Annotated in this window: 14 protein-coding genes; 7 read left to right on the top strand and 7 right to left on the bottom strand. The window is 56.3% G+C overall.

Features of this window, described 5'->3' with window-relative positions:
• Positions 1 to 45: 45 nt before the first annotated feature.
• The 3 genes from QQL54_RS00310 to QQL54_RS00300 all read left to right on the top strand — a co-directional run bounded on the left by QQL54_RS00310 (position 46) and on the right by QQL54_RS00300 (position 3,537).
• Positions 46 to 573 carry a DUF2306 domain-containing protein gene (locus QQL54_RS00310; protein ID WP_284386464.1) on the top strand — a complete coding sequence of 176 codons (528 nt, stop codon included), beginning with the start codon at positions 46 to 48 and terminating at the stop codon, positions 571 to 573.
• A gap of 59 nt (positions 574 to 632) precedes the next feature.
• A complete protein-coding gene (lepA, locus tag QQL54_RS00305; protein ID WP_284386463.1) occupies positions 633 to 2,453 on the top strand; it encodes a translation elongation factor 4 in 1,821 nt (606 codons plus the stop codon).
• Between the two features lie 109 nt (positions 2,454 to 2,562).
• Positions 2,563 to 3,537 carry a DUF2971 domain-containing protein gene (locus tag QQL54_RS00300; RefSeq protein WP_284386462.1) on the top strand — a complete coding sequence of 325 codons (975 nt, stop codon included), beginning with the start codon at positions 2,563 to 2,565 and terminating at the stop codon, positions 3,535 to 3,537.
• 670 nt (positions 3,538 to 4,207) lie between these two features.
• Here QQL54_RS00300 and QQL54_RS00295 read toward each other — a convergent pair.
• Positions 4,208 to 5,140 carry a YHYH protein gene (locus QQL54_RS00295; protein ID WP_284386461.1) on the bottom strand — a complete coding sequence of 311 codons (933 nt, stop codon included), beginning with the start codon at positions 5,138 to 5,140 and terminating at the stop codon, positions 4,208 to 4,210.
• A 116-nt stretch (positions 5,141 to 5,256) separates the two neighbouring features.
• On the opposite strand from QQL54_RS00295, the gene QQL54_RS00290 reads away from it, so the two are divergent.
• On the top strand, positions 5,257 to 5,838 hold the full coding sequence (locus tag QQL54_RS00290; RefSeq protein ID WP_284386459.1) for an NAD(P)H-dependent oxidoreductase: 582 nt from the start codon (positions 5,257 to 5,259) through the stop codon (positions 5,836 to 5,838).
• Here the strand turns inward: QQL54_RS00290 and QQL54_RS00285 are convergent.
• Positions 5,830 to 6,207: a DoxX family protein gene (locus QQL54_RS00285; RefSeq protein WP_284386458.1), complete on the bottom strand. Its 378-nt coding sequence runs from the start codon at positions 6,205 to 6,207 to the stop codon at positions 5,830 to 5,832. The two genes, QQL54_RS00290 and QQL54_RS00285, sit on opposite strands and share 9 nt — an antisense overlap.
• Before the next feature lie 23 nt (positions 6,208 to 6,230).
• Positions 6,231 to 7,739 carry a cytochrome c peroxidase gene (locus tag QQL54_RS00280; RefSeq protein WP_284386457.1) on the bottom strand — a complete coding sequence of 503 codons (1,509 nt, stop codon included), beginning with the start codon at positions 7,737 to 7,739 and terminating at the stop codon, positions 6,231 to 6,233.
• A 192-nt stretch (positions 7,740 to 7,931) separates the two neighbouring features.
• Between QQL54_RS00280 and QQL54_RS00275 the strand changes: the two genes are divergently transcribed.
• A complete protein-coding gene (locus QQL54_RS00275) occupies positions 7,932 to 8,258 on the top strand; it encodes a hypothetical protein (protein WP_284386456.1) in 327 nt (108 codons plus the stop codon).
• A 5-nt stretch (positions 8,259 to 8,263) separates the two neighbouring features.
• On the opposite strand, the gene QQL54_RS00270 is transcribed toward QQL54_RS00275, so the two are convergent.
• Together QQL54_RS00270 and QQL54_RS00265 are read right to left on the bottom strand one after the other, a co-directional pair.
• The gene (locus QQL54_RS00270) at positions 8,264 to 8,686 is read right to left on the bottom strand and encodes a DUF1330 domain-containing protein (RefSeq protein ID WP_284386455.1); all 423 of its coding nucleotides are present in this window, start codon (positions 8,684 to 8,686) and stop codon (positions 8,264 to 8,266) included.
• 4 nt (positions 8,687 to 8,690) lie between these two features.
• Complete coding sequence (locus QQL54_RS00265) at positions 8,691 to 9,572, bottom strand: SDR family oxidoreductase (RefSeq protein ID WP_284386454.1); 882 nt, start codon at positions 9,570 to 9,572, stop codon at positions 8,691 to 8,693.
• Between the two features lie 158 nt (positions 9,573 to 9,730).
• Here QQL54_RS00265 and QQL54_RS00260 point away from each other — a divergent pair, with 158 nt between their 5' ends.
• Complete coding sequence (locus QQL54_RS00260; RefSeq protein ID WP_284386453.1) at positions 9,731 to 10,738, top strand: outer membrane beta-barrel protein; 1,008 nt, start codon at positions 9,731 to 9,733, stop codon at positions 10,736 to 10,738.
• A gap of 70 nt (positions 10,739 to 10,808) precedes the next feature.
• Positions 10,809 to 11,306, top strand: coding sequence for a DUF6265 family protein (locus QQL54_RS00255; RefSeq protein ID WP_284386452.1), 498 nt, complete (start codon positions 10,809 to 10,811; stop codon positions 11,304 to 11,306).
• 36 nt (positions 11,307 to 11,342) lie between these two features.
• Here QQL54_RS00255 and QQL54_RS00250 read toward each other — a convergent pair whose 3' ends face one another.
• Together QQL54_RS00250 and QQL54_RS00245 are read right to left on the bottom strand one after the other, a co-directional pair.
• On the bottom strand, positions 11,343 to 13,175 hold the full coding sequence (locus QQL54_RS00250; protein WP_284386451.1) for an ABCB family ABC transporter ATP-binding protein/permease: 1,833 nt from the start codon (positions 13,173 to 13,175) through the stop codon (positions 11,343 to 11,345).
• Between the two features lie 51 nt (positions 13,176 to 13,226).
• Positions 13,227 to 15,251 (bottom strand): acetyl-CoA carboxylase biotin carboxylase subunit, encoded by a 2,025-nt coding sequence (locus QQL54_RS00245; RefSeq protein WP_284386450.1) that lies wholly within the window; start codon positions 15,249 to 15,251, stop codon positions 13,227 to 13,229.
• Positions 15,252 to 15,255 lie beyond the last annotated feature (4 nt).

The following is a 15,255-nucleotide window of genomic DNA, read 5'->3' as shown; positions in this document are numbered from 1 at the left end:
CTTTCCTGTTAGCGATCAGACCGAAGGGTCATGATTGGAGGCGGCATGCAGGACTGGCTAACATGGTCCTACTGGACGGATGATTGGCTCGGCAGCTTTCATTTTGTCTGCGCGCTCGGCGCACTCATCCTAGGCCCGATCATTCTATTGCGGCGCAAAGGGGATCAGACGCATCGCTGGCTGGGGCGGATCTGGGCCGTGATGATGGCCGTCATCATCGTCAGCGCCTTTTCTATGTACGAGCTGGACGGCGGTCCGAACCTATTCCACTTTTTCGCGCTGGTCAGCCTGATCACGATGAGCGCGGGCTTGTGGGCGATCTGGCAGTTCAAACGCACACGCAAGCGCGGCTACGTCACCATCCATCAACATTTCATGGTGTGGGCCTATTTTGGCCTGTTCATGGCTGGAGTCTGGCAAGTCACCTTCAGCCTGGTTCGGTCTGAGGTGATCAGCCTCAGCCCTTCTCTGCTTTATAATGGTCTCTCCGTGTTTACGGCCCTGTCCTCCGCCCTGCTCTTCCTCATCCTGAGAAAACAGCTCCCCTATTCGAAAAAGCCCGCGAGACATTAGCGCGCAAACCGCGCAAGCCGCTTGCGCCCGGCCCCACTCGGCCCTACCTCGCGAGAACCATGAGCACCGATAATAAAACCGATCAAAGCAAGATCCGCAACTTCTCCATTGTGGCGCATATCGACCACGGGAAAAGCACGCTGGCTGACCGATTGATCGCCCATTGCGGCGGGCTGACCGACCGCGAAATGTCCGAGCAAGTGCTCGATAATATGGACATTGAAAAAGAACGCGGCATCACGATTAAAGCACAGACCGTGCGCCTCGATTATACCGCCAAAGATGGTCAGGACTATGTTCTGAACCTGATGGACACGCCGGGCCATGTTGACTTCGCCTATGAAGTCTCACGCTCACTATCAGCCTGCGAAGGCTCGATCCTCGTCGTCGATGCGAGCCAAGGCGTCGAAGCCCAGACCCTCGCCAATGTTTATCAAGCCATCGACCATGACCACGAAATCGTCACGGTGCTCAACAAGATCGATCTTCCCGCTGCGGAGCCGGAGCGCGTGAAGGCGCAAATCGAAGAGGTGATTGGCCTCGACACAAGCGACGCGGTCGAATGCTCTGCCAAGAACGGCATCGGCATTGAAGATGTGCTGGAGGCCATCGCGCTGCGCCTGCCGCCGCCGGCGGAGGCCGATCCGGACGCGCCTCTCAAAGCGATGCTCGTCGATGCGTGGTACGACACCTATATGGGCGTGATCGTGCTTTTCCGCGTGATCGAAGGCACGATCACCAAGGGCATGCGCATCCGCACCATGAATACGGGCGCGAGCTATACCGTCGATAAAGTCGGCGTGTTCAAACCCAAGCCGACCGACGCCAAATCCATCGGCCCCGGCGAGATTGGGTTCTTCACCGGGTCGATCAAAGAAGTCGCGGACGCCGCCGTCGGCGATACGATCACCGAGGATAAACGCCCGACGGAGACCGCGCTTGTTGGCTTTAAACCCGCGCAGCCGGTTGTGTTCTGCGGCATCTTCCCGGTCGATGCCGCTGACTTTGAAGATTTGCGCAACGCGATGGGCCGCCTGCGCCTGAACGATGCGAGCTTCAGCTACGAAATGGAAACCTCCGCCGCGCTTGGTTTTGGCTTCCGCTGCGGCTTCCTTGGCTTGCTGCACCTAGAGATTATTCAAGAGCGGCTGGAGCGCGAGTTCGACCTCGACCTGATCACCACCGCCCCGTCCGTCGTCTATACGCTGGTCATGAAAAAGGGCGATCCGGTGCAATTGCACAATCCCGCCGACATGCCGGACGTGATGGCGATTGAACATATTGAAGAGCCGTGGATCAAGGCGACCATCATGACGCCGGATGACTATCTCGGCGGCATCCTCAAACTCTGCCAAGACCGGCGCGGCGTTCAGACCGCCCTGACCTATGTCGGGTCGCGGGCGATGGTGGAATATGAGCTGCCGCTCAATGAAGTCGTATTCGATTTCTATGACCGGCTAAAATCCGTGTCCAAAGGCTATGCGTCCTTTGACTATCAAGCCATTGGCGTGCGCGAAGGCGACCTCGTCAAGATGAGCATCCTCGTCAACGGTGAACCCGTCGACGCGCTCTCCATGCTGGTTCACCGCAATAATGCGGAAAGCCGGGGCCGGCATATGTGCGAACGGCTCAAAGACCTGATCCCGCGTCATTTGTTCAAAATCCCCGTCCAAGCCGCCATTGGCGGCAAAGTCATCGCCCGCGAAACTATCGCCGCGATGCGCAAAGACGTGACCGCCAAATGCTATGGCGGCGACGCGTCGAGGAAGCGGAAGCTGCTGGATAAGCAGAAAAAAGGGAAGAAGCGGATGCGCCAGTTCGGCCGCGTGGAAATCCCGCAGGAAGCATTTATCGCGGCGCTTAAGATGGACGACGATTGATCCGCCAAAGGCGGAATTTTGTGTCCGGGGGACACAAAATAAATCGTCGCCGGGAGCGTTAGCGAACGGTTTAGCGCGGATAGCTTAGGTAATCATCAAGGTGATCACATTGAGACTAGACAGTCAAACTTTCAAAGCTGACGATCCAATAGGAGCATTAAAAAATGTGTTTTTTCCGCACATAACCGCTCGAATGGAAGAATTTAAGAAAGGCAACTTCCGATTCGTTCATTACACTTCCTCAGAAAATCTAATTGAAATAGTTAAAACAAAAGAACTTTGGCTAAGAACCACTCGTCTCATGAATGATTATCATGAGATTGAGAGGGGAATAGCTGCCGTTACTAACTATTTTTCCGACAACTCCAATGCCGCTTGTAAAGAGTTTTGGGAGATACTGGATGCTTGCCACAGCGGCATTCAAGAAGAAATAAAATCGGTTTACATTAGTTCTCTGGAAGATCTTCGGGCCAACACGTTCATGGCTAGCCTATCGGCTCACTATGATAGAGAGGACTTTACGGGAAGACTCTCCATGTGGCGTGCATACGCCCCAAAAAATGGGGTTGCACTGATTTTAAATCCTGAAGTATTTTATAGAGAAGAAAATAGGATCGATGTGCTTTCTTATCCTGCTCTCTACTGGTCAGACCATGAAATAAAACACAATTTTGATAGTCTAACAGTTGGAATAACAAATAAAAAAAACATCATTGAAACCACTGAAAGAATGGTCGTCGTCAACATCATAGTCGAACTATTCACTTCATTCGCAATCTGCCTAAAACACCCGGGATTTGAAGAAGAACTTGAACTTCGTCTTGTCTTTAGACCAACAAAACAAACTAAGAACGCTGTTAAGAAGTCTATTGAGATTATCGGAACAGCGCCGCAAATCGTTTACAAGGTGCCATTAGAAAAACGTTATGGAACTGCTTTAGACGATCTCGTCAACAGGGTCATAATCGGCCCAAGCTCAGCTGTATTCGAAATGAAAACCGCACTTACAGAAATTCTTGCCGACGCTGGTATCACTGATCCGAACAATAAGCTGTATTTTTCGGAAATCCCTTTGAGAACTTAGCGTGTTATCTGAAGCCAGAGCTACTTTTTACTTCCAAACTTACCCTACTCGTCATCTTCCTCTGAATACATATTAACGCCACCTAGTCATTACGTCCTGTTCGGCAGAACACTAATTTCAATCCGCGGATTGGAAGCTTAAGCCGGAAACCAATCCCCCCTCTCCCAAACCGTGTCAGTTTCCACCCTGTCCATCGCGGACATGAGGGAGTGTACGGCCTTCGGTGTGATGGGTGGAAGTGAGGGCGTGTGTGTCTGAGCCGGGACTAAGCGGCGCTGATCCGATTGGTGAAAGCCATTGGGTCACAGAGATGCAAGCGGCAGGATGGCGTCTCGTACGGCGCCGGACGGCCTTCATCGCTTCGTCGGTGTGAGATACAGGTCCATCCGGACCGCGCGAGAGCCAAGCAGGGGTTGATGGGCGAGTCCCGCCCGCCTGCCCTTAGGCCGCGGATCCCTCAACCGGGATTATTCGGGTGGATATGGGGCTTACCTTGGCGGCAGCATGAACTGAGCTTTCCGCGCGGGCGCCTGCCCGTTGTAAATTGGTATTTTTTCGCTTTTGCCATCAACGGCAGGAGCCCGCGCCTCGTGTCATCTTTCGGCACGCAACGCAGCGTCGCCGTGGCCTTGATGCCCGGTTGGACGTGAACGCCTATCCGCTCGTCAGGCTAATTGCCGCGTGGGCGGCCGGTTCCGCCGCGTCTGGCCCGGAAGCGCTCAGCCCGATCCGTGTCTCTGCGCCGCCGCTCGCCACGCTCTTCGCGGTGATTGGCCGTATTGAAATCAGGACTGACTTTGCCGGTCAGGCAGCGCGGCACAAAGGGGTAGCTATCGGTGACGAAGTAAACATATTGGCCGTCGAGCTGTCCCCCGTTACAAGGGTCAAGCCGCCCCTCACCGCCGACATAGACATAATCCTCATTATAGGTGCCGTCATAGGTGCCGCCCGGACCGGGGGTTAGCGCCCCGAAACTGTCGGTGCGCGTGCCGGACCGCAGATCATAGCCTGCTTGCGCGTCTTCGCCGATATAATGGATCGAGTAGCCGTCTCCGGCGAAACCGATCAGGCTGGAGCCCGACGTTTCGACCAAACTATTGGCGATGCCGTGATAATGATAAAGCCCGCCGGGGCCGACATGGGCGTTATTAAAGTCGAGGCCGAGCTTGCCGGGCGCGCCGTGAATATCGAGGCTCCATTTGCGGTCGCCATCCGGGCTGTGGCCGCGCGGCGCGTCAGCGTCATAGAAGCCTGCTGTATTGGGACGGAAGACGACGCCATTGATCGCAATGCCCATCGTCCCGCGGATCGGCGTGATGGTCATCGCTTTTTCGGGCTGGAGCGGGGTGCAAACCCGTACCTCTTGCGCCTCAATCGCGTTGGGATTGCCGCGGTTCGGGAAGGTGCCGGTCGGGTGATCGGGCAGGCCATTGGTTGCGAAGCAGCGCTGCGTATCCGTCAGCGTGATTTCGACCCAGCCTTTGGAATTGGAAGTGGCGGAATCAGAGGCGGCGGCCTCGCTATCCGGTGCGGCGAACACAGCCAGCCCAGAGACGAGCGCCAGTGTGGCGACGGAGAGATATAAAGGGACAGATCGGATCATGAACGGGCTTTCGCGAAGGGGTCACTATTTAAACGGACCATAGGCGCGTTTCCTGCGCTGTTCGTGTAAAGATCGTCACAGTACAGATACAAGATGTCGCGCGAGAAGGAAACACGATGAAGATTACTGCGATTGACGGGCATCCGGGCAACGACCGATTGGTCAGCGCAATGTTGGATCGTTATTTGGCGGCGGCAGAGACGTCCGGCGCCACTGTTACGCGGCTGAATTTGCGCGATATGGATTTCGATCCGGTTCTGCATGTCGGTTATCGCGGCGAACAACCGTTAGAGCCTGATCTAGTGCGGGCACAGGCCGCCATCACGGATTGCGATCATCTGGTGGTCGGTTTCCCGCTCTGGTGGGGCGCGCAACCGGCTCTGCTCAAGGGGTTTTTTGACCGCGTTTTCCTGCCCGGATTTGCGTTTAAGTATCACAAAGACGACCCGTTCTGGGATCGTTTGCTCGCGGGGCGAAGCGCGGATGTTTTAATCACAGGGGACACGCCGGGATTTTATCTGAAGCTGAAATATGGCTCGCCCGTGCTACGCCAGATGAAGGGACAAGTGCTCGGCTTTTCGGGGTTCAAGCCGATCAAACAATTCTATTTCGCGCCGGTTCGCAAAAACAAACCCGAGACATTTGAGCGCTGGCTTGAAAGGGCCGAAGCGCGTGGGCGCAAAGTGGCGTCAGGATGAACGTTGGAGGCTTCCGCATGCCCAGAGGATGAGCGCGATCAGCGGGAGCTGAAGGAATACACGAAACCACAGCGCCGCCGGACTCTGCATCGAACCGAGCGGCATGCCTTCAAGGGCCATGAAGATATTGGCGGGCAGGACGGCGAGTAGGTAAGCTGAGAGCAGCCAGCCCGTGAGCCGCCGCCAGCGCGGGATGATCAGGCCGATGGCAAAGACTAGCTCCATCGCGCCTGTCAGCTGCACGATCTGATGTTTGAACGGCAGCGGCGGCGGGACGATAGCGGCAAAGCTATCCGTCGCTGTAAAATGGGCGAGCCCAGCGAGAAGGAAGAACAGGGCGAGCAACCAGCAGATGATGGGTCGAAACATGCTGGCGGGCTAGCACAGCCACACTAAAACGGGTCGCTCCATTTCGGGTCTGTGTAAACCGTCGTGCCGGACAGGGTACGCAAGAAGGCTTCGATGTCGGCTTTCTCGGCATTGGTCAGATTAAATTGCCGCGCGGCATTACCTTGTCGCAACCGACCGTCGAGCGTGGCGAGGAAATCAGTGCGCGCGGGTTCGCCACCCGGCGTCGGAATATTGCTATAATGATCCAGCATGGCCCGGATCGTCGGCAACGAACCATCATGCATTAGCGGCCCGTTCAGCGTGCCATTGGTCGAGACCAGATCCCGCAGCGACGGCGCGCGCGTATTGGTGAAGTCGAAGCTGAGCGGGTCACTCGCCACACCGACCACGCCGTTATGGCCGCGATTATTTCCGGTCTGGATCGTGAACTCGGGCGGCTGGTGACAAGCCGCACAATTCAGCCCGGTGCCCTGCCCGCGGAAATTATTCTTACCCTGATTTTCCTGCGCGGTGAAATTCGGGAACGGATCATTATCGTTTCCCGTCGCCGCGCGGCCTTCGTCATATTTACTATCGAAGGATTGGATCGATTTGGTGAATTGCGCCAGCGCCTGACCAATCCGCGCTTCGGTGATATTGGGGTCTAGGAAGATGAAACGGAACAGCTCATCATAATAATCGAGGCCCTGCATTTTTACGATTAAATCGTCAAAATCCGGCGCGCCGTTCTGGCCTGAAAATCCGTGCTCATTCGCGTCTTGGATCGGTTGCGTTTCCTGATCCTCATGTGTTGCGGCGCGTTGATCCCAGAACTGTGTCGTCGCACCGCCGCCAGGACCGTCATGGCCGAAACCGCCATTAATCAAGCGCATAGAATGGCGGCCGGTCACGCCACCGCCAACGCCGCCGCTGACAACCGCCAAATCGGAAAATCCGTTGGATTGAACATGGCAGGATGAACATGAGACCGAATTGTCGATCGACAGATTGACGTCATAAAACAAAACTCGGCCCAAGGTCGCGCCCGCATCCGTAACCGGATTGCCGTTCACCAGAGCAGCGCCAATATAGGCGGGCACGGGCTGGTTCGCGTAGTTTGCCAACGCTTCCAGATCAATGTTAGCGCCGAAGGTCGCTAAGATTGCATCCTGATCAATTCCGACTGAGAGGACGAAACTATCCGTCGCGCTCAGTCCAGATGGATCGGTCGCCGTACAAGTGACCGTAATGTCCCCCGCGCGGTTCGGAACCCCCGTGATGCTGCCGCCCGTCGCCGATAGGCCGATATCTGCGCTGAATGTGACCGCGATCGTCAACGCGTCGCCATTGCTATCTGTGAAGGTCACACCGTTCTGTGTCGCGTCGAAAGAAAAATCATTGCCAACATTGGCGCTCTGATTGGCCACAGCGTTCGACACAGTCGGCGCAACGTTCGCATTATTCGTTGCACCGCCCGTTGCGCCAGAGGTACCGCCACTGCCGCCGCCACATCCGGCCAAAGTCATCGCTGTGGCTATCGTCGTCGCTAATGATGCTGAGAAATATTTCATGCGCAGGCCCCTTACTTGCGCATAGCTACGCAGGTCGCTTTGAATCGCACAAGGTAAACTGCTTTAAATCATCTCAAGATCGCCGTCATGATTTGGTAATGTAACAGCAAACTTCATCGACCCATCATAGATACGGCAGAATTGCCAATTTTGTCGATCCTGGTAGGTATAGCGGCATATAAGGAGGCTCACATGACCTATGAAAATCGGGTGGCCATTTATGACTCAGTGGTTGCGCGATGCCCGGAGATCGACCGCAAGGGCAAGACAATGCCTTACACCTCGACCAACGGACACATGTTCTCACTGGTCAATAAAGACGGAGAGATAGGCTTTCGGCTTGGGCCAGACGGGATGGCCAATTTCTTCGCCGAGCATGATAGCGGGCCATTTCTCTCGCATGGAGCGACTATGCGCGGCTATGTGCTGATACCTGATGCGATGCTCAGTGATCACGACAGGCTCGTGATCTACCTCCGTCAGGCTAAAGCCTATGTGGAAAGTTTGCCACCAAAATAGCCGGGCTAGAAAACACCGGAGCTGTCACACGCGATCAACAGCTGACCCTCAAGTCCGGCCTTCCTGTGGAAGTGAAAGCTGCGATAGGTCTCGTTGCTAACCGCGTCGAACATGCTCTTTTTGTCGGGATAGCGAACGATAGCAACCGCGTCCCATTCTTCCGCGCCCGCGCCAATCAGGAAGCGGTCAACCTTCCCGCCGAACACCGTCTCAACACCGTCTAATCCGAGATCGCGTAGCATGGCGCCGAAAGCCTTGGCGTAGCGAGCATAGGCCTCCGCCCCGCTGACCTGTTCGCCGTCCTTATAAGTCGACGTCTTTTTGAACTTGAGCAGGTTCAGCATGTAGATCGGCGCACCGTCTTCATGACTGTCGAGGAAATCCCGGATCTGTTCCGATGTCGGTTCGAGCGCATTCTTCGTGGTCATTGCACTATTCCTTATATCCGGGATGTTCGAGCACATGACTGGCAGAGCGCGAAACCATGTCTGACGAGACAAAGAAATCCGCGGCGAGCGGACCGTCATAACCGGGTTGATTATATTGATCGAAGTTGGTGACGCCCGCTTCGGCCAGAACGAACTCATCAATGTAGAAATTGCCCGTCGCCTCTGCGGACGGTCGCGACAGGACCTCATAGGCCGCGTCAGACATGATGTCGGGCGTACGGCTCATCTTCGCCATACTGTCACCGCCCAATACATTACGCACAGCCGCTGTGTCGATCGAGGTCATCGGCCAGAGCGAGTTCACGGCGATACCGTCGCCGGCAAATTCACCCGCCATGCCGAGCGTGCAAAGGCTCATGCCGTATTTCGCCATCGTGTAAGCCACATGATTGCGAAACCAGCGCGGCTCCATCAGCAAAGGCGGCGCAATGTTTAGAATGTGAGCGTTCGTGCCTGTCTTCAAATGTGGGTGGCAAGCTTGGCTCATCAAAAACGTGCCGCGCGCATTGACCTGGTTCATCAGGTCAAACCGCTTCATCGGTGTGGCTGTCGTCGGCGTGAGAGAGATCGCCGACGCATTATTGACGAGGATGTCGATGCCGCCAAAACGCTCCACTGTCTGAGCGACCGCTGACTTGACCGTCTCTTCGTCGCGAATATCGCAAACGATAGGCAGACACTGCCCGCCTGCCGCTTCGATCTCCTCGGCCGCCGTGTAGATTGTACCCGCCAGTTTCGGATGCGGCTCAGCCGTCTTGGCGCAGATCGCAATATTGGCCCCGTCCGCCGCGATCTTTTTGGCAATCGCGAGTCCGATCCCGCGCGACCCGCCGGACATGATGAGAGTTCGACCTTTGAATGACATGGATAAGCCTTCGCATACTGAGTGGATAGGCCTTCGGTTAGGCGAAGCCGCAGGGTCACGCAACGCCATGCGCTCACATCTCATTAACCATGCCTCTGAACGTCGCTTTAAGCGTCAGCTGCCAAACCGTCCCCAAATTGACACAAAAGGAAAAGACAATGCGTCTTCTCATTCTTGGCATTTCTGGACTCGCACTCGGCGCGTGTAGCTTCAATGGTAGCGGTTATGGCTATGGTGCCAATACCGGCACCAGCTATGGTCACGGGTCAAGCTACGGCGTCTGGCAAGGTCAAGGGTACGGATCGCCGTGCAATCTCGATCCATGTGCTGCTGTCCAACAGCCGCCCGTATATCAACCGCCTGTTTACCAGCCACCCGTCTACCAGCCTCCTGTCTACCAACCGCCCACAATCCCCGCTCCGACCTGTCACGCTAATCCTTGCGGTGGCTCATACGCGGTCTCGCCACATGCATATTCTGGGGCAGCCTATTCTGGTGCCGCTTATTCAGGAAACGGCTACCCAGCCGGAGCCCATCAAGGCGGTTATTCATCGCAACATTATGGGTCGCAGCCCGTGGCTTATCAGCCACAAACGCCAAGCCCTTATGCTTATGGGACGCATACATCGCCGCATGGCTCGACATATGGTCAGAGGGGCTATGGCTTCATGGCCCCGAAGCAGAAATATATGTACGGCACACTCGGCGCAGTCTGGTACGATATCGACGAAGCCTATGCGGGCGTTCAAGGTCGGGTTGGCTATCAAAGCCGGTCGAACTTTGGCGCAGAAGCCGAAGCCTCGATTGGTGTGATCGGTGAGAAAAGCCCGTTCAACCAAGCCAACCCACCCGGACCCAACCTTGTCGGCGAGTTCAATGATAGCGTCGATTATTCCCTCGCCGGATTCGCCGTCGCGCGTATGCCGATCTCACCGAATATCTCCGCCCATGCGCGGGTCGGTTATCATACAACCCAGTTTTCCAACGACGTTAGCATCAATGGGGCTGAGCAGAAGACCTCGACCACGCTTGATGGGATTGCCTATGGCGCGGGTATGGAGTTCGGCCTGACCCCAGTCGATGCGATCCGTGCTGACTATACGCGTTATGATAATGATGTGAGCGGCATGAACTCCGTCTCGCTCGCTTACTTGCGCCGCTTCTAAACCCATCTATCTGGTCAGACGCGGCCTAAACGGCTACCCTATCCAGCAAGTGGTTGGATAGGACACCGATATGATCCGCTCGATAAGTCTCGCTTTATCACTCTGCGCCATGTCGTCTCCGACATGGGCGGCGGACACGTCTTGGACTGATGTCACGCCCAGGCTGGAAGGTTGTTGGGAAGGCGAAGGTTTGGGCGGCCAAGTGTCCGAATGTTGGCTGATCGCGGACGATGGTCGTGCAGATGGCATGTTCCTAATGCGCAAAAACGACAAGCCCAACTTTGCCGAAATCCTCACCATCGATGATTTTGGTGACGGGCCGGAAATGCGACTTAAGCATGTGTATGGTGACATGACCGGCTGGGAAGAGAAGGATGACTATGTCTCGTTCAAGCTTGTCTCTGCTGACGCAGACACTCTCACATTTAAGGGATTAGTCTTGATCTTTGACGGTGACGATAAACTGCGAACCGAATTGAAGATGACGATGAAGAATGGCGAAACCCGCCTCATGCCGTTCAGTTTCAGGCGAACGGCGCAGATCGCCCGGGCAGAGGCCCCAGACTAAGGTCCGTTCATAGGACCTGACGCATCAGGACCCTATTTAGGCAAGCTCTGTCGTATCCTGTCGGGTCCACAAATCCGCATAGAGCCCGGCCTTTGCTAGCAATTCAGCATGGGTGCCGCGCTCTACAATCTGCCCTTGATCCATAACCAAGATCAGGTCTGCATCCTGAATAGTCGACAATCTGTGCGCCACGACCAACGTCGTCCGGCCCTGACTGGCAAGCCCAAGCGCTGCCTGAATGTCGACTTCTGTTGCGCTATCCAGCGCGCTCGTCGCTTCGTCCAGAATAAGGATAGCCGGGTTTTTGAGCAGGGTCCGCGCAATCGCGACGCGCTGCTTCTCCCCGCCTGAAAGCTTCAACCCGCGTTCGCCGACCATCGTGTCATAGCCGAGCGGTAGGCTAGCGATGAAGTCGTGAATCTGCGCATCGCGCGCGGCCTGTTCGATCTCGGCCTGCGAGGCGTCTGGGCGCGCATAGGCAATGTTATAGCCAATCGTGTCGTTGAACAGCACTGTGTCCTGCGGCACCATGCCGATAGCAGCGCGCAAACTCGCTTGTGTAATGTCGCGAATATCGCGCCCATCGATCCGTACGCTGCCGCCCGCAATATCGTAAAATCGGTAGAGGATACGCGACAGGGTCGACTTGCCCGCCCCTGTGGGGCCGACAACGGCGACCGTCTGACCGGGTTCCGCCTTGAAGCTCAGGCCGCGCAATATTTCGCGGTCTGGCTCATAATGAAAATCGACCGCGTCGAATTCGACCTGTCCGCGCACATTTTTAATGTCCGTCGCTTGTTCAGCATCGATTACTTCTGGCGGTTCTTCGAGCAGTTGGAACATGCGCTCCAAGTCCGTGAGCGCTTGCTTGATCTCGCGGTAAGCAAAGCCGAGAATATTGAGCGGGCGGTAAAGCTGATTCAGAACCAGCGTGATCGTCAGCATGTCGCCCGTGCTCATATCACCGCCAAGAATAAAGGCCGCCGCCAGCACCATGCTGGCCACGATCCCGGCATTCATCAACAGGCTTTGTCCAATATTGACGGTCGCCAGCGAGGTGCGCGAACGGATCGCAGCCTTGGCATAGGCTTCCATCGCCACGTCGTAGCGTTTCACCTCGCGACGTTCGGCGTCGAAATATTTGACCGTTTCATAGTTAAGCAGGCTGTCCACCGCGCGGGCCCAGCTTTCCGTGTCGCGCTTGTTCATTTCGCGCCGGAACTTCAGCCGCCACTCCGTCGTCATTACGGTAAAGGTTACATAGGCAACGACCACGACGATCGCGATGACCGCGAACCAGCCATTATAAGCCACCGCAAAGGCGGCGCCCGCGATCACCAGTTGGAGTAGCGTCGGCCCGATATTGAACAGCAAAAAGCGGAACAGGAAATCAATCGCCCGCACACCGCGTTCGATAATGCGCGACAAGCCGCCCGTGCGTTTGGCCAAATGGTAGCGCAGAGAGAGACGGTGCAGATGCGCGAACGTCTCCGTCGCGATTTTGCGTTGCGCCTGCTGCGCAACCGGGGCGAAGACATATTCGCGGGCTTCGGAAAACAGTGTCGAGAGCAATCGCAGCGCGCCATAACCGACAACGAAGAAGGCGATGAATAGGCCGACTTGCGCAAACGCCTCATCACGCCCGGCCGCATCGGCCACCGCGTCTTGCGCCCGACCGAGAAAGAACGGCGCGCCGACGAGAATAAACTGGCTGACGATAACAAGGAAAATCGCCAGCGCGGTCCTCACCTTGGCCGACAGATCACCGGGTGGCAGCACATAAGGCACCAGCCCGCGTAGGGCGGATAACTGCTCAAGCAATCCGCGTTCTTCGGTCTCTACAGCATCAGGATGGGTGGGCGGTGACATTCAAACGGATGTGGGGTCGTGGCCGCGCGAACGCAACCACAACCAAACCAATCAAACCGCTTCAAATTCCATAATCACAGCGTCCACGGCGAGATTATCGCCGGCCACGGCCTTGATCGAGGACACTTTGGCGCGTTTTTCGGCGCGGAGTGTGTTTTCCATTTTCATGGCTTCGACCACGGCGAGGGCTTGGCCGTCTTCGACCACATCGCCCTCTTCCACCATCACGCGCACGACCACGCCGGGCATCGGGCAGAGCAGTAGATTGGACGTATCGGCAGCCACCTTGATCGGCATGTGCTTGGCGAGCTGCGCGGCTTCCGGTGTGCGGACTTTGACGCAGAAGGCACAGCCGCGGTGACGCACACGGTAGCCTTCTGGGCTGCGATCGGCGCGGAAATTAAGTGGCTTATTATCGATCAGCGCCCGGACCAGAGGCTGCCCCGGCACCCAATTGATCAGCACTTCCATTTCGATTGCGGCTTTGTCCGTATCGTCATCCATGACGATGGTGCGCAGCCCGCGCTCGCCGCGAATATCGGCGTGATAGTTTTTATCGCCGATTTCGACGCACCAAATATCCGGCACATGGCGGGTATGGTTGGGCAGGCTGCCCGAAATTTCCGCCGCGCGATGTTCGGCGATGTCATGCATCAGCGCGCAGACCGCGCCGAGCTTGCGCATCACGCCCGCATTCTGCTCCGCGCCCATAAAACCGTCAGGATATTCTTCGGCGATGAAACCCGTGGTGATGTCGCCGCGAATGAAGCGGTCATGGTCATAGACGGCTTGCAGGAACGGGATATTGTGACCGATGCCGTCCAGTTCAAACACATCGAGCGCATCGCGCATGGCTTCGAGCGCGATGCCGCGGTCTGGCCCCCACGTGCAGAGCTTGGCGATCATCGGATCATAATACATCGAGATTTCACCGCCTTCGAACACGCCTGTATCATTGCGGACAATCGCGCCGCTCTCGCGGTCGCCTTCGACGGGCGGACGGTAGCGGGTCAGGCGACCAATGGAGGGGAGGAAATTGCGGAACGGATCTTCGGCATAAATACGGGATTCGAGCGCCCAACCATTTAGCTTCACGTCCTTTTGGCTCATCGACAGTTTCTCGCCCTGCGCGGAACGGATCATCTGTTCGACCAGATCAACACCGGTGATCAATTCCGTGACCGGATGTTCGACCTGCAGCCGTGTGTTCATCTCCAAGAAGTAGAAATTGCGGTCGCCATCAACGATAAATTCGACCGTCCCGGCGCTATCGTAATCGACGGCTTTGGCGAGGGCGACGGATTCTGCGCCCATGGCGGCGCGGGTTTCCTCGTCCAGAAACGGCGACGGCGCTTCTTCGATGACTTTCTGATTGCGGCGTTGGATCGAACATTCGCGCTCGCCGAGATAAATCACATTGCCATGCTTATCGCCCAGCACTTGGATTTCGATATGGCGCGGCGAGGTGACGAATTTTTCAATGAAGATACGGTCATCGCCAAAGCTGCTCGCCGCTTCGGCCTTGGAGGCCGCGAAACCTTCGCGCGCATCATCGTCATTCCACGCAATGCGCATGCCCTTGCCGCCACCGCCTGCAGAGGCTTTGATCATGACGGGATAGCCGACTTTCTGGGAAATTTTGACCGCGTCTTCGGCGTCTTCGATCAGGCCCATATGTCCCGGCACGGTGGAGACGCCCGCCTCCATCGCCAGCTTCTTGGACGTGATCTTATCACCCATCGACACCACCGCATGTGGGTTGGGGCCAATAAAGGTGACGCCCTCAGCCTTGAGCCGTTCGGCAAAGTCCGGATTTTCCGACAGGAAACCATAGCCCGGATGCACCGCATCCGCGCCCGTCTGTTTGACCGCATCGATGATCTTGTCTTGAATCAGATAGGATTGGTTCGCTGGAGACGGGCCGATGTGAACGGCTTCATCCGCCATCTCGACATGCAAGGCATTGCGGTCCGCGTCGGAATAGACGGCAACGGTCTTAATGCCCATGCGCCGCGCGGTCTTGATAACCCGACACGCAATCTCGCCCCGGTTGGCGATGAGGATTTTAGAGATCATTCTA

This window comes from Algimonas ampicilliniresistens (assembly GCF_030159955.1).
Lineage (GTDB): Bacteria > Pseudomonadota > Alphaproteobacteria > Caulobacterales > Maricaulaceae > Litorimonas > Litorimonas ampicilliniresistens.
The sequence above is the reverse complement of the archived record's forward strand: the minus strand, read 5'-3'. Positions and strand labels throughout refer to the sequence as shown.

What these genes read in the sequence shown, in the direction of transcription:
- QQL54_RS00275 (WP_284386456.1), top strand. Translation starts at nt 7,932, where the DNA reads ATGACCTATGAAAATCGGGTGGCCATTTATGACTCAGTGGTTGCGCGA.
- lepA (WP_284386463.1), top strand. Translation starts at nt 633, where the DNA reads ATGAGCACCGATAATAAAACCGATCAAAGCAAGATCCGCAACTTCTCC.
- QQL54_RS00310 (WP_284386464.1), top strand. Translation starts at nt 46, where the DNA reads ATGCAGGACTGGCTAACATGGTCCTACTGGACGGATGATTGGCTCGGC.
- QQL54_RS00255 (WP_284386452.1), top strand. Translation starts at nt 10,809, where the DNA reads ATGATCCGCTCGATAAGTCTCGCTTTATCACTCTGCGCCATGTCGTCT.
- QQL54_RS00280 (WP_284386457.1), bottom strand. Translation starts at nt 7,739, where the DNA reads ATGAAATATTTCTCAGCATCATTAGCGACGACGATAGCCACAGCGATG.
- QQL54_RS00250 (WP_284386451.1), bottom strand. Translation starts at nt 13,175, where the DNA reads ATGTCACCGCCCACCCATCCTGATGCTGTAGAGACCGAAGAACGCGGA.
- QQL54_RS00245 (WP_284386450.1), bottom strand. Translation starts at nt 15,251, where the DNA reads ATGATCTCTAAAATCCTCATCGCCAACCGGGGCGAGATTGCGTGTCGG.
- QQL54_RS00265 (WP_284386454.1), bottom strand. Translation starts at nt 9,572, where the DNA reads ATGTCATTCAAAGGTCGAACTCTCATCATGTCCGGCGGGTCGCGCGGG.
- QQL54_RS00290 (WP_284386459.1), top strand. Translation starts at nt 5,257, where the DNA reads ATGAAGATTACTGCGATTGACGGGCATCCGGGCAACGACCGATTGGTC.
- QQL54_RS00270 (WP_284386455.1), bottom strand. Translation starts at nt 8,686, where the DNA reads ATGACCACGAAGAATGCGCTCGAACCGACATCGGAACAGATCCGGGAT.
- QQL54_RS00285 (WP_284386458.1), bottom strand. Translation starts at nt 6,207, where the DNA reads ATGTTTCGACCCATCATCTGCTGGTTGCTCGCCCTGTTCTTCCTTCTC.
- QQL54_RS00260 (WP_284386453.1), top strand. Translation starts at nt 9,731, where the DNA reads ATGCGTCTTCTCATTCTTGGCATTTCTGGACTCGCACTCGGCGCGTGT.
- QQL54_RS00295 (WP_284386461.1), bottom strand. Translation starts at nt 5,140, where the DNA reads ATGATCCGATCTGTCCCTTTATATCTCTCCGTCGCCACACTGGCGCTC.